11 protein-coding genes and 1 pseudogene are annotated in these 14,006 nt (G+C 41.5%); 9 read left to right on the top strand and 3 right to left on the bottom strand.

Translation table 11 applies throughout. The annotated features are described in order from the left end of the window. The first annotated feature begins 309 nt into the window (after positions 1-309). Positions 310-1,230, top strand: coding sequence for a lipase family alpha/beta hydrolase (locus V7783_RS19455; RefSeq protein ID WP_335680142.1), 921 nt, complete (start codon positions 310-312; stop codon positions 1,228-1,230). 3 nt (positions 1,231-1,233) lie between these two features. Next, on the top strand, positions 1,234-2,043 hold the full coding sequence (locus V7783_RS19450; RefSeq protein WP_335680141.1) for a lipase secretion chaperone: 810 nt from the start codon (positions 1,234-1,236) through the stop codon (positions 2,041-2,043). 60 nt (positions 2,044-2,103) lie between these two features. Here the strand turns inward: V7783_RS19450 and polA are convergent, their stop codons facing one another. Further along, positions 2,104-4,839: a DNA polymerase I gene (gene polA / locus V7783_RS19445; RefSeq protein ID WP_335680140.1), complete on the bottom strand. Its 2,736-nt coding sequence runs from the start codon at positions 4,837-4,839 to the stop codon at positions 2,104-2,106. A 578-nt stretch (positions 4,840-5,417) separates the two neighbouring features. Here polA and elbB point away from each other — a divergent pair. The 3 genes from elbB (at position 5,418) to V7783_RS19430 (ending at position 9,410) form a co-directional block, all read left to right on the top strand. Beyond that, positions 5,418-6,068, top strand: a complete 651-nt coding sequence (gene elbB / locus V7783_RS19440) for an isoprenoid biosynthesis glyoxalase ElbB (protein ID WP_335680139.1) — start codon at positions 5,418-5,420, stop codon at positions 6,066-6,068. A gap of 182 nt (positions 6,069-6,250) precedes the next feature. Next, complete coding sequence (locus tag V7783_RS19435; protein WP_335680138.1) at positions 6,251-6,643, top strand: c-type cytochrome; 393 nt, start codon at positions 6,251-6,253, stop codon at positions 6,641-6,643. 193 nt (positions 6,644-6,836) lie between these two features. Continuing rightward, positions 6,837-9,410 carry a diguanylate cyclase domain-containing protein gene (locus V7783_RS19430; protein WP_335680137.1) on the top strand — a complete coding sequence of 858 codons (2,574 nt, stop codon included), beginning with the start codon at positions 6,837-6,839 and terminating at the stop codon, positions 9,408-9,410. 11 nt (positions 9,411-9,421) lie between these two features. Here the strand turns inward: V7783_RS19430 and rep are convergent, their stop codons facing one another. After that, positions 9,422-11,440: a DNA helicase Rep gene (gene rep, locus V7783_RS19425; RefSeq protein ID WP_335680136.1), complete on the bottom strand. Its 2,019-nt coding sequence runs from the start codon at positions 11,438-11,440 to the stop codon at positions 9,422-9,424. A 112-nt stretch (positions 11,441-11,552) separates the two neighbouring features. On the opposite strand from rep, the gene ubiK reads away from it, so the two are divergent. From ubiK to V7783_RS19405, 4 genes are all read left to right on the top strand, one after another. Then, positions 11,553-11,822: a ubiquinone biosynthesis accessory factor UbiK gene (ubiK, locus tag V7783_RS19420; RefSeq protein ID WP_335680135.1), complete on the top strand. Its 270-nt coding sequence runs from the start codon at positions 11,553-11,555 to the stop codon at positions 11,820-11,822. Between the two features lie 129 nt (positions 11,823-11,951). Beyond that, positions 11,952-12,158, top strand: coding sequence for a ParD-like family protein (locus tag V7783_RS19415; protein ID WP_064667339.1), 207 nt, complete (start codon positions 11,952-11,954; stop codon positions 12,156-12,158). After that, a complete protein-coding gene (gene map / locus V7783_RS19410) occupies positions 12,151-12,936 on the top strand; it encodes a type I methionyl aminopeptidase (protein ID WP_335680134.1) in 786 nt (261 codons plus the stop codon). Before V7783_RS19415 ends, map begins: the two co-directional genes overlap by 8 nt. 14 nt (positions 12,937-12,950) lie before the next feature. Beyond that, complete coding sequence (locus V7783_RS19405) at positions 12,951-13,751, top strand: helix-turn-helix domain-containing protein (RefSeq protein WP_335680133.1); 801 nt, start codon at positions 12,951-12,953, stop codon at positions 13,749-13,751. 61 nt (positions 13,752-13,812) lie between these two features. Here the strand turns inward: V7783_RS19405 and V7783_RS19400 are convergent. Further along, positions 13,813-14,006: pseudogene (locus V7783_RS19400) on the bottom strand (carbonic anhydrase); the annotation flags it as partial.

Genomic DNA, 14,006 nt, shown 5'->3' with positions numbered 1-14,006 from the left:
ACTGGGGAGAAGCTATCAATACGTTGCACCCTTTCGAGTGCATCATCAACAGGATGTCCTACAGGATGAGGACGCGCGGACTTTAGCAAACTAATAATAAGAAATAAACTAAATACAGGTACTAACCGGCAGAATTGATAAACATATAACGAAAGCTACAAATTGCATTTTAAATTAACCTAATATTAACATTGATTGTGTGCTCAAAATTTGTTCTATTAACTTATTAGAATAAAAACTCCACCGCTTTTGAATTGTTTAAGCAGCTCAAAAGTGATCAAAAACACACACAATAAATGAGCACAGACCATGAAAAAAATAATTATGTTATTCCTATGTAGTTTACTCTTTGTCTTCTGTAATACTGCGAATGCCGGCTACACCCAAACAAAATATCCCATTGTGTTAGCCCATGGCTTAATGGGCTTTGACGATGTTTTAGGGGTTGATTACTTTTATCGGGTGCCCGCAAGCCTGAGCAGAGACGGTGCACAGGTTTATGTGACAGCCGTATCCTCGCTGAATAGCTCTGAACAACGCGGCGAGCAATTACTGCAGCAAGTTGAACAAATTATCGCACTCACAGGCGCTACCAAAGTAAACCTAATTGGTCACAGCCAAGGAGCACAAAGTATTCGCTATGTGGCCTCTTTACGCCCTGATTTAGTCGCTTCTGCGACCAGTGTTGGTGGGGTGAATTTTGGCAGTCCAGTGGCAGATGTCGTCCGAGAAGGACTAACTCCCGGTTCTACACTTGAAGGTGTAGCAAAAACCGCGTTTGATGCTTTTGGTAGCCTAATCGCCTTACTTTCAGGCAATAACCAGTTACCACAAGATGCAATTGGTGCTTTGCAAAGTTTAACCACTGAGGGCGCGCTGGCATTTAATCAGCAATTCCCTGAGGGTTTACCGGCATCACAGTGCCAACAAGGTGCTATGCGTGCAAATAACGGGGTGTATTACTTTTCTTGGAGTGGCACTCGCACTTTAACAAATATATTTGACCCATCAGATGCTGCATTAGCGCTGACCTCACTGCTGATCCCAGGCGACGATGACGGTTTAGTGTCACGCTGTAGCAGTCATTTAGGTTATGTTTTAAAAGATAATTATCGGATGAACCATCTTGACGAAGTAAACCAAATGATTGGCTTCCATCATTTATTTGAAACGGATCCGCTGACTGTCTATCGTCAACATGCTAATCGCTTGAAAAATTTAGGCCTGTAAATAATGAAGAGGTTATTCAGCCTAGTGCTAGCGATTACTGTCGCTAGCTGCGTGCTAATTTATTTATCTAACCCAGCGCAGCAAGTAGCTACAACGCCACCGCAGATAGATACCCCTGAGGCAATTGATAACGTGTTTGACCACATTATTTTAGCCTCCCAAGAGTCCGGTGAATTTACCGCTTCGCAAGCGCAACAACAGTGCCATAAATTGGCGCCTTGCCAACAAAACAGTGAGCTATTTAACCGCTATCTCAGCTTTAAAATCGCACTTGCACAGCTACAGCAACAACTCGTTCATTTACCACTTAGTGAACAATTAGCTGAAATGATTGCTTTTCAGCAGCGCTATTTTAGCGAGACTGAAATTGCTTTGCTCTTTGCTGATGATAATCAGTGGCAACGTTATACAATCGCCAAATTAGCCATCAATACTGATAGCAGTTTAACTAAGGATCTGAAGCAACAGCTGTTAGCTAATCTTGACGCCGAGCAACCTGATGAGATCACACAATCATTGCAACCATCGCAACAGTTACAACAATTAAATGGCAGCTATAAAGGCGCATTGCAGCAGCAAGATTACAATCAACTTGCAGCTGAGTTTGGTGATGCCGCCGCAACACGATTAATTGCATTGCAACAGCAACGCCTACAGTGGCAAACGCTTAGCGAGCAATTACAACAACAAATTGTGCTGTTAAAACAACAAAATGATCCTCAGCAAGCCGAGCAAAAGATCGCGCAATTACTCAATCAACATCTCACCGAAAACCAGCAAAGACGGTTCTTAGCACTGTTTCCTCAGACCTAAAAAAACGTGGCTGCACACAGTGCAGCCACGCTGATATTTATTGATGCAAAGATGTAACGATTAGTGGGCTTGCTCCCAGTTATCACCACTATCGGCTTCAACGACCAAAGGCACATCTAATTTCGCAGCATCAGACATTAATTGACAAATCTCTGCTGTATATTGCTCAACACACTCAGTTTTGATTTCAAATACCAATTCATCGTGCACTTGCATTAGTAACTTAACGGTACTCGGTGCTTGTTCATACACCCATTTATTTACCGTTAGCATAGCTTTTTTGATGATGTCTGCCGCAGTGCCTTGCATTGGTGCATTGATTGCAGCACGCTCCGCCCCTTTACGACGAGCGCCATTACGGGCATTGATCTCCGGTAAATGTAGACGACGACCAAAGATAGTTTCAACGTAGCCGTTCTCAGCCGCTTTCTCTCGGGTTGATTCCATATACTCAAGCACACCAGGGAAACGCTCAAAATATTTATCAATATAGTGCTGTGCTTCATGGCGTGGCACATCAAGTTGACGCGCTAAACCAAATGCCGACATGCCATAAATTAAACCAAAATTAACCGCTTTGGCTTTACGACGCATATCGGTAGTTACGTCGTCTAAAGCAACACCAAACACTTCTGCGGCAGTTGCACTGTGTACATCAAGACCATTGGCAAAGGCACTGAGTAAGCCTTTATCTTGCGATAAATGCGCCATAATACGCAGTTCGATTTGGCTATAATCGGCAGCGACAATTTTATAACCATCGGCAGCGATAAAGGCTTCACGAATACGACGCCCCTCTTCTGAACGGATTGGAATATTCTGTAAATTTGGATCGGTCGAGCTTAAACGCCCTGTCGCCGTTACCGCTTGATGGTAAGAAGTATGCACGCGATTAGTTTGCTCATTAACCATTAATGGCAGCTTGTCGGTGTAAGTCGATTTAAGCTTAGATAAACCACGGTGCTCGATGATCACTTTTGGCAATGGATAATCGTGAGCTAACTCTTGCAGCACTTCTTCAGCCGTTGAAGGTGCGCCTTTTGGCGTTTTTTTAATAACGGGCAGTTCAAGCTTTTCAAACAGTAATACTTGTAATTGCTTTGGTGAGCTTAAGTTAAATGGTTCACCCGCAATTTCATGGGCTTCTTTTTCCAGCTCAATGAGGCGCTCACCTAAACGCTGGCTATGTGCCGCTAGCATTTTACTATCTATTGCTACACCGGTACGCTCAATATCTGAAATAACACTCAGCAGTGGCAGTTCAATTTCTTCAAATACCGATTTAAGCTTATCGTCTGCTTCGATTTTAGGCCACAACACTTGGTGCAAACGCAGTGTAATATCAGCATCTTCAGCAGCATACGGCGCGGCTTTTTCAAGTTCAATTTGATTGAAAGTCAGCTGTTTTTTGCCTTTGCCAGCAATATCTTCAAAGCTGATATTTTTATGGCCTAAGTATTTAAGTGCTAACGAATCCATATCATGGCGCGTGCCAACACTGTTGAACACATAAGATTCAAGCATAGTATCGAACTTAATTCCTTTAAGCTCAAAACCGGCATTGGCTAATACGCTTTTATCGTATTTAAGGTTTTGCCCTACTTTCGCTTTGTTTTCATCCGCTAATATTGGCCCAATCTTCGCCATTACCGTCTCTAAGCTTAATTGTTCTGGCGCGCCTGGGTAATCGTGGGCAATTGGCAAGTACACGGCTTCACCCGCTGTTACAGCAAAGCTCATACCTACAAGTTGCGCTTGCATATAATCAAGACTGGTTGTTTCGGTATCAAAAGCAAATAACTCGGCATTATTCAGCTGTTCAACAAGCGTATCTAATTGTGCTTCGCTCAGGATGGTCTCATAATGGGCGTCTGCAACGCTTGGTAATTCATTCGCTTCACTTGGCACCGCTAAGTGGGTATCGGTATCTTTAGGGTTATCAAGTAGTTCTGCCAACCAACGGCGGAACTCGCATTCACCATACAAAGCGATTAATTCGTCACGATTAGGTTCTTGTAGTTTGAAAGTATCTAGATCTGATTCAACCTCAACATCACATTTAATCGTCGCCAGTTCATAACTTAGCGGTAAATGAGCAACCGCTGCAGCCAACTTTTCACCGATCTTACCTTTGATCTCATCAGCGTGATCTAGTACACCTTGCAATGATCCGTATTTCTGTAACCACTTAACCGCCGTTTTAGGACCACAGCCATCGACACCCGGAATGTTATCTACTTTATCGCCCATTAATGCTAGGTAGTCGATTATAAGTTCAGGCCCTACGCCAAACTTCTCTACAACAGTCACAGGATCTGAGATGCTGTCAGTCATAGTATTGATCAAGGTGACGTGCTCATTTACTAGCTGAGCCATATCTTTATCGCCAGTTGAGATCAGTACATGGCGCTGTTGCTCTGACGCGATCCGTGCAAACGTGCCAATTACGTCATCTGCTTCAACACCTTCAATGCTGATCAGCGGAAAACCCATCGCTTTAATAATGTTATGCAGCGGCGCTATTTGTGTACGTAAGTCATCCGGCATCGGTGGACGATTCGCCTTGTACTCACTGTACATATCGTTACGGAAGGTTTTACCTTTAGCATCAAAAACCACCACCATATGGCTAGGATTATATTGTTTTATCAGGCTTTTCATCATATTTACAACGCCATAAATGGCGCCGGTTGCTTCACCTTTAGAGTTAGTTAAATGCGGTGGTGAATGATATGCACGGAATAAGTAGGAAGAGCCATCAACTAAAATAAGTGGATTTTCAGGGATCTGAGCCATGGTGTAATTGGATCCTAAATGAGAGAAAACGAAATAATTGTAAGCATGCCATAAGGACACACATAAAACGACTGCCAATTAAGCTTTGTTTGACCAGCCAAATAAGAGCAAGCTGTGGATAACTATGTAGATAACACCCACAAACTATCCCTCCAAAGTAATTAAAAATTACTTAGAAAAAGATTAAGTGTATGTTTTGTTTAAAAAAGATAATACGAGGTTCTTTTTTTATTATTTTTATAGCAATGTGGAAAAGCATTTTATCGCTTCCCTTCATTTTGCTTTTTGGTACAAATTTGGTACAACGAACAACGGTTAATTCATCCCTTATAAATAACCGGACGAGCATTCTATCACAATGGATCAAAGATCATAGTGATCCTTTATAATTTTTTCCTCTTAGCCAACTTTTAAAAAAGCATATAGCGCGCTTTTACTCACCCTCAAGAGAATTGACCAATAAAAATAATATTTAATTGATCACAATTGAGATCATAAAATGATCTTACAAAGGTCACGACGACCACTAAAAAGCCGTGCTAAACTAATTTTATGAAACATAAATAAGAGTCAATAATATGAAAAAAATAGCTGTAATTTTAGCAGGTTGTGGAGTTTATGACGGTGCGGAGATCAACGAAGCTGTATTAACCTTATTACATATTGCTAAAGCTGGCGCAAGCTACCAATGTTTTGCTCCTGACATAGAGCAGTTGCATACCATTAATCACCTCAGTGGTGAGGATATGCAGCCAAACCGAAACGTGCTGGTAGAAGCGGCGCGAATTACCAGAGGTGATATTAAGACGCTATCGCTATTGGACGTTAATGATTTTGATGCGTTAATTGTCCCTGGTGGCTTTGGCGCCGCGAAAAATCTCTGTGACTTTGCTGTCAAAGGTGCGCAAGCACAATTGAACACTGAAATGCTTCGCGTCGGTAAAGCATTTGCTGATGCCAACAAAGCGGCAGGTTATATGTGTATAGCACCCGCCATGATCCCTCTGATCTACGGGAGTGGAGTTAAAGCAACAATAGGTAATGATGCTGATACTGCTGATGCACTAAAGAGTCTTGGCGCGCACCATGTTGAATGTGCCGTCGATGAGATTGTAATTGATGAGCAACATAAATTAATAAGTACACCAGCTTATATGTTGGCACAATCTATTTTAGAGGCCGATGCAGGCATAGAGAAACTCGTCAAAGCTGTCATTAAAATGTGTTAAACCATGAGTGAACAATTACTGAGTTTTTAAACGACATTTTTTGCGCTGGCGCAAAAAATGTCGTTTTTTCAAAATAAAAACAGCTCACGGCGTTTTATAAATTGCGGCTAAGCGTTATAATCGTTCTAAATTCCGTCATCTATCGTGATTGATCACGTTCAAATCGAAGTGAGCAAGGCAAAATGAAAAAACTATCAGCTGCATTATTATTGCTAGCAACCACCGCATACGCACAGCCATATGATAACTCTATGACTGAAGATGCGATCAAAAAACGTATCGCACCGATTGGTGCCGTTTACTTTGAAGGCGATAAAGCAGCCGTTGCTGAAGTGCCAACAGGTCCTCGTACTGGTGAACAAGTTTACCAAGCGGCGTGTTTTGCATGCCATGGTACTGGCGCACTCGGTGCTCCAAAGTCAGCTGATGATTGGGCTCCACGCTTAGCTAAAGGCGCAGATACTCTTTTAAATCATGCAATTAATGGTTTTAATGCGATGCCACCAAAAGGTACATGCATGGATTGTTCAGATGATGAGCTACAAGCAGCCATTGATTTCATGAGCAAAAAGTAATACTTAATACTGTACTGTATTTTTATAAAGGCTGATTTAAATCAGCCTTTTTTATTATCAATAATAAAACATCCCTACCTTTATCATTATTTATTATTATCCTTTTCTAATACTATTGTCCGCTTGACGATTCACCGAAAAAGTGAAAATATAAGCCCAATAAATATACAATAATAAAAATCGGTTACTGTCATTGGAAGATATAGCGGCCTTATTACATAAGCTAGAGCATAAAAATCGTCGTTTAAAAGCTTTAGTCCAAAAGTATAAGCAATCACACCACTTACAAAATGCCCTGATCCAATTATCAGAGCAAGCCAGCTCTGTTGCCGAATTAACGCTACTTTACCCTGCTATTCACGATATTTTGCAAGATTATGTACCAAGTAAAAGCTTTTACGTGGTGCTATTAAATCAATTTAGCAACACCCTTGAATTATCTTACTTTGCCGATGAAAAAGATGGTATTTCGGTCCCCCTAAATCAAGATCACAACTTTCTGCAAGGTGTGACTGGCTATGTGTTTAAACAAGGCAAAACCACCTACTTCCAAGGTGAAGAGATGCAAGCCGCTGCGGATAAAGGGCTCTTTAAGGTGCTTGGTTCGCCCGCAGAACATTGGGTTGGGGTACCGGTATACAGAGAGCAAAGCATTATTGGTGTATTAGTTGCCCAAAGTTATGATAAGAAGCAAAGTTACTCTGAGCAACAAATTGAACTCCTAGAAGTAATGTCGTTGTATTTGTCGACAGCGATTGAGCGGGTAAAAAAACGCGAACTACTAGAATCAGAAGTTAAAATTAGAACCCGCGCCTTAACACAAAGTAATGAAGCACTTAATCTTGAAGTAGAACAACATAAAAAAACTCTAGCGCGGCAGCATATCCTGTTTAAGATTTCAGAATTAGCAACACAAACAAAGCACATTGATGAAGTCTATCTACAAGTACATGAGATAATAAAATCAATAACTTACGCTAAAAACCTGTATATAGCCTTATACGATAAAGAAACCGGTTGGTTAAACTTCCCGTATTGTGTGGATGAGTTTAACGAAAATACTAAACCTCGCCCTTTCGCAAAAGGTTACAGTGAGCTGGTATTACGCACCGAACAAACTCAATTAATTGACTCAGCCCGTGCAGAGAAACTACGCAAATCTGGCGAAGTAGAACGTCCCGAACCCTACGCTGACTCACACTCAGCAACCAGTTGGTTAGGTGCACCACTTAAAACAGCACAAGGCGTTATTGGTCTGATCACTTGCCAAGCATATAATAATAATCATGTTTTTGATCAAGACGATTTTGAGCTGATTACCTTTGTTTCGCATCAGATTGCCACCGTTTTACAAGCTCATTTAGCCGCACAAGCCTTAAAACAGAGTCACCAGCAGTTAGAGCATCGGGTTGCTGAAAAAACCAAAGAAATTCGCCAAACCAATATGCATTTACAAATGCAAATTGAAGAACGTAAAAAAATAGAGCAACAGCTTTATCATGATGCCCATCACGATCCGTTAACTGAATTGCCTAATCGTAGTTTGTTTTTAACGCAACTAGAAAAAACCTTACAACATTATCAACGCTACCCTGAACAACAGTTTGCGGTACTGTTTATCGATTTGGATAAGTTTAAGGATATTAACGATCAACTAGGCCACCAAGCAGGTGATCAATTTTTAATTGGTGTTAGTGAATCATTTTCGCAGTGCATTCGTGAACATGATTTACTGGCGCGCTTAGGGGGCGATGAATTTGTTATTCTACTAACCCACTTAACCGATCGTCAGCAAGCTGAAGATGTAGCTAAACGCTTAATTGAATTAATGAAAAAGCCATTTTGTATGAAAGGAATTTGTGTACAAAGCGGTGCAAGCGTAGGTATCACCTACTCTAAAACAAGCTATAAACATACAGATGAAATTATCCGTGACGCTGATGCTGCTATGTATTATGCAAAAAATGCAGGCCGTAGCCGCTTTGAGTTTTATCACCCATTACTCAGCGCCGGTACCAGCCCATACGAATTAGAAACGAGTCATCATTTAGACTCGTTACCAATGCACTTTCGCTGCTCTGAGATCATCACTGTTGACGAGCAACATCAGCCAGAGTCATTACTTGAAGCATATGGCGAACACCCAGTACTTGGTAGCACCAGTTTTGAAGTATTAAAGAAATTTGCCGCAGATAAAGCACAACAACTCGAAGTTGAATTGCAACTATTGACTAAAGCCTGCCAGCAGATCCAAACGGCAAAGTTGGATAAAGTGTTATTTCCTTGTTCTGGCTTATTGCTCGAAAAAATTGAATTTCAAGCATTATGCCAAACACTGCAAAGCCACAATATAAAAAAACAAATTTGTTTATTATTTAATGAACAAGAGATCCGTTACGCTTCGGCAGTCCAAATTAGTAATTTAAAAATGCTCAATGAGCTGGGTTACTCGATTGGTTTAAATGATTTTGCCAAAGATCGTTGCGAACTTAATTTACTTTGCGAGCTTAACTTTGATTATTTGCTACTTAGCTCTACTTTCAGCAAGCGGGTATTACAACAAAAAAGCTTTGATTTACAACTGCAAGGTGTACTTGCAATTACGAAGATAAAACACGTTAAAGTAATTGCCAAAGGCCCTTCTATTCTCAATTATAGAGCCTTGCTCGACAGTCATGGGTTATTGCTATTCATTGGTAAGCAGCATGCAATTGATAGCACCACTGTCATAGCCGCAGCCCCCACTATCGAGCAACTATTAAGCTAAGCACAAGCCAGTTACTCTGGCTTTTTCAACATCGCACGGAGATTAGCGACTCGCGCTTGACCTTTTTCCATCCGTTCAGCCTGCGTATTTGGCGCTTTTTTATTTTCAAAAGCCAGATCATCTTGCGGTAGCTCTTGTACAAATCGGCTCAGCTCGGTTTGTGAGGTTTCACCAAATTGGCGACGAATTTTCGCATAGGTCATGGTCAGCTCTTGCTGCGCGCGGGTAATACCTACATACGCTAGGCGACGCTCTTCATCAACGTTTTCTTCATCAATACTCACTTGATGCGGCAATAAGCCCTCTTCCATGCCGACCATAAACACATACGGATATTCCAAACCTTTAGATGCGTGTAACGTTAGTAATTGCACGGCATCGGCTTCATCTTCTTCTTCGTTGCGCTCCAGCATGTCACGCAGAGTAAGCTTGCTAACCACTTCTGCAAGCGTTAGCGGTGGATTATCGGCATCTCCGGTGAGCATATCAGTGATCCAGCGATATAACTCAGACACGTTCTTCATACGCATTTCTGCAGCTTTGGCACTGGGTGATGACTCGTATAAATAGGCTTCGTAATTGATTTGCCGTACTAAGTCTTTTACCGCTTCAAGGGTATCGCCGCGCACCGCATTATCTGAAAGCTCTACCACCCAACGGGCAAAGCCTGCCAATGAGTTTAAGCCACGCCCTTTTAAGCGATAACCTAAGTCATTATCAAAGCAAGTGGCAAATAAACTAGCGTGTTTTTCATTGGCTAAAGTACCCAGCTTTTCAAGGGTCACGGTGCCAATCTCACGTCGCGGTGTATTCACAATGCGTAAAAATGCGTTATCGTCATCTTGATTCACTAATAAGCGTAAATACGCCATGATGTCTTTAATTTCAGAGCGTGAAAAAAACGAGGTACCGCCACTAATTTTATACGGAATACGGTTGCTCATTAGTGATTTTTCAAAACCACGGGCTTGATGATTACCACGGTACAAAATAGCGTAGTCTTTATAGCTGGTGCGCTTCATAAACTTATGCGAGATGATCTCTGCGACTACACGCTCTGATTCGTGCTCTTCATCACGACAGCCAATCACTTTGATCGGCTCACCATAACCAAGTTCACTAAATAGCTTTTTCTCAAACTCATGGGGGTTATTGGCGATCAAAATATTGGCCGCTTTTAGAATTCGCCCAGCACTGCGGTAGTTTTGCTCAAGCTTAATTAGTCGTAGGCCCGGAAAATCCTTACTCAACAACACTAAGTTTTGCGGTCGCGCGCCACGCCATGAATAAATTGATTGGTCGTCATCACCTACCACAGTAAAGCGAGCTCGCTCACCCACAAGCAACTTAACTAATTGATATTGGCTGGTATTGGTATCTTGATACTCATCCACCAGCAAATAGCGAAACCGTTGCTGCCAACGCTCCCGTGAGGTGGCATTAGTGGTGAGTAATATCGTTGGGATCATGATCAGATCATCAAAATCCAAGGCATTGTAAGCACGTAACTGGGTTTGATAACGGGCATATAACTGCGCAAATAACGCTTTTTGTGGCTCTCGAGCCTCGCGGATCGCTTGCTCAGGCAAAATCAGTTCGTTCTTCCAACTGCCGATTTGCATCTTTAATAGATTGAGCAAATCTTTGTCTTTTTTAAGCTCGTCTTCTGTTAGATCGCCCAATAATTGATTGGTATCTTGATCATCAAATAATGAAAAACCGGGTTTAAAGCCCAGTGTTTTAAGCTCTTTTTTAATGATTTCTAGCCCTAAGGTATGAAAGGTCGAAACCCACAGTCCCTTAGACTCCTTTTTTCCTAAGGTTTGAAAAACCCGTTCACGCATCTCTTTTGCGGCTTTATTGGTAAAGGTAACAGCAGCGATATTACGAGCTTGATACTCACATTTCTGTACTAAGTAAGCGATTTTATTAGTAATTACACGGGTTTTTCCGGATCCCGCCCCAGCTAATACTAGGCATGGGCCACTAATATATTTTACCGCTTCATCTTGTTTAGGATTGAGTTTCATATCGACCAAAGAGATTGCATAAAGACGGGCAATTTTAACGTAATCACTACAATACGCCTAGCCAATAAGGTAATATTAGCTATTATCATTTTAGCGACAGTAAGGGACGAACATGATCAACCCAGCAAAGATTGAAGAAATAGCCAAACAGATTTCAAGTAATATGCCACAAGGCGTTAAAAACCTTGCAGATACGTTTGAAGCAAAAACCAAACAGGCGATTCAAAACAAGCTTGCTGAGATGGACTTTGTCAGCCGCGAAGAGTTTGATGTACAAAGCCAAGTGCTTATTCGTACCCGTGAAAAGCTTGTTGAATTAGAAGCTAAAGTCGCGTTACTTGAGCAACAGCTGGTTGCTAAAGACAGTGAAGATGGCCAATAATCGAGCACCACAGTATAACTTGTTAGGCAGCTAAATTAGCTGCCTTTTTTATTTCTAGTCAAGCTGCATGCTTGCAATTACAGGCACATGTATATACGATTCATATACGTTTTATATATAGGCAGTGTTATGGGTATCGTAAAAATTAGCGACCAACTCCACGAAGAAATACGCAAAGCCAGTACCACTATGGTGCGTTCAATCAATTCGCAATCTGAATACTGGATAAAAATCGGCATGTTAGCCGAACTTAACCCAACCATGACTTACGCCGAAATCATTAAACAACAACTCTCACAAGCAGATGTGCAAGTTGGAGAACCTATTCATGAGTGAAATCATTATCAAAACACCTGAACAAATCGCTTTAATGCGTGAGTCAGGCCGATTACTTGCACAAGTGTTTGCCTATTTAGACGAGCAAGTAAAAATCGGTATCACCACTATGGAAATTAATGATTTAGTGGAGCGTTATATTGTTGATGAACTTGCCGCGCGACCAGCCAGTAAAGGTCAATACGATTATCCTTATGTGTTAAACAGTTCAGTTAATGAAGTAGTCTGCCATGGGTTTCCAGATCCTAAGCGAATATTAAAATCAGGCGATATTGTTAATATCGATATTACGCTTGAGAAAAACGGTTACATCGCCGATTCCAGCAAAATGTATATGCTGGGTGAAGTGTCTCCACTAGCAAAGCGCTTAGTTGATAAAACCTATGAAGCGATGTGGCAAGGTATCAAGATGGTTAAACCAGGGGTGAGACTCGGTGATATTGGCAATGCCATCGCAAACTTTGCGCATAGTAATGGTTACAGCGTAGTTCGTGAATATTGCGGCCACGGTATCGGCGAGCAAATGCATGAAGAGCCACAAGTTTTACATTATGGTAAACGCAATACTGGCGTTGAACTCAAACAAGGCATGACCTTTACCATTGAACCTATGATCAACCAAGGTGCGGCAAAAATAAAAACCAAACCCGATGGTTGGACTGTGGTTACCCGTGATAAAAAGCTCTCTGCTCAGTGGGAGCATACTATTGCCGTCACCGCTGATGGCTATGAAGTACTCACTCTACGCGCCGAAGAAAGCGCAATTACGACTGAGTAACCAAGGTTAAGCATATGGCTATTTTATTGTTAAATGATCCATTGCCCCACCTGAAATTTCAAAAGTTCTTACCCGATCAACGCTTAGCTGATTGGGTGCAGTGCTATTGGAAAATAGGTTCGCAAAATACGCAAACCGCACAGCTATTTAATGAGAAACTCTATCCCGATGCTGGCGCAAGCTTAACAATTGATTTAAGCCACGATGAACCCATCGTTAGCTTTGCTTTTAATCGTCACACGGTAGCAAAAACGTTTAGTGATCAAGAATATTTAATAAGTGTTCGCTTTGCACCTTCTGGGGCTTATCACTTATTAGGCATAACCTTACACGAATTAGCTGAAGCTAATTACCTACTAGGCTACGATTTTACCCCTAGCTGGTATAACAGCTTACTCTCGTGTGTTGAAAAAATGCAAAATAATCCATTGCTCAGCCAATTATATTTACTAGAACAATGGCTACTAAGCCAAGCTATGAGTAAGCAACTGGTTGAAAACAAAACGCTGAAGGTCATCAAGCAACTTATTCAACTTAATGACTCTGCAACGGCTGTAAGTAAACAACTCGGGCTCACACGACGAACGCTTGAACGTCGCTTAAAAAAAGAAGCAGGAGTGAGTCCAGCTCAACTGCAACAGTTTTATCGACTCAAATCCGCACGCACTCTGCTCGCTGACAGTCAAATACCTGTAACAGCAATAGCCTTACAGTGTGGTTATTATGATCACGCTCACTTTTGTCACGCCTTTCATAATTTTACCTTTGAGACACCACTGCAATACCGCAAACGAAAAACATCAAAACGGCTCTAAATTGACAGTTCTAACAAGCGGGTTAAAACACTCTTAACTCGCTTGTTAACATACATCGGAATTACTTTTCCCCAAGGTAGCGATCAAATACTTTTAATGCCGCACTTTTGTAAGTATCGGTTACTTCATCAGCACACGTCACCACTGACTCTAAATCATTTAAGTGACCGTTCGCTAAACCGTATACCCAACCATGAATAGTCAACTCTTGGCCACGTTGCCATGCTTCTTGAACAATATTGGTACGACAAACAT

It is taken from the genome of Pseudoalteromonas sp. (genome assembly GCF_036960685.1).
Lineage (GTDB): Bacteria > Pseudomonadota > Gammaproteobacteria > Enterobacterales > Alteromonadaceae > Pseudoalteromonas.
The sequence above is the reverse complement of the archived record's forward strand: the minus strand, read 5'-3'. Positions and strand labels throughout refer to the sequence as shown.

Bases quoted from the DNA above. Each gene is read 5' to 3' on its own strand.
- V7783_RS19455 (WP_335680142.1), top strand. From the start codon at position 310: ATGAAAAAAATAATTATGTTATTCCTATGTAGTTTACTCTTTGTCTTC.
- V7783_RS19450 (WP_335680141.1), top strand. From the start codon at position 1,234: ATGAAGAGGTTATTCAGCCTAGTGCTAGCGATTACTGTCGCTAGCTGC.
- polA (WP_335680140.1), bottom strand. From the start codon at position 4,839: ATGGCTCAGATCCCTGAAAATCCACTTATTTTAGTTGATGGCTCTTCC.
- elbB (WP_335680139.1), top strand. From the start codon at position 5,418: ATGAAAAAAATAGCTGTAATTTTAGCAGGTTGTGGAGTTTATGACGGT.
- V7783_RS19435 (WP_335680138.1), top strand. From the start codon at position 6,251: ATGAAAAAACTATCAGCTGCATTATTATTGCTAGCAACCACCGCATAC.
- rep (WP_335680136.1), bottom strand. From the start codon at position 11,440: ATGAAACTCAATCCTAAACAAGATGAAGCGGTAAAATATATTAGTGGC.
- ubiK (WP_335680135.1), top strand. From the start codon at position 11,553: ATGATCAACCCAGCAAAGATTGAAGAAATAGCCAAACAGATTTCAAGT.
- V7783_RS19415 (WP_064667339.1), top strand. From the start codon at position 11,952: ATGGGTATCGTAAAAATTAGCGACCAACTCCACGAAGAAATACGCAAA.
- map (WP_335680134.1), top strand. From the start codon at position 12,151: ATGAGTGAAATCATTATCAAAACACCTGAACAAATCGCTTTAATGCGT.
- V7783_RS19405 (WP_335680133.1), top strand. From the start codon at position 12,951: ATGGCTATTTTATTGTTAAATGATCCATTGCCCCACCTGAAATTTCAA.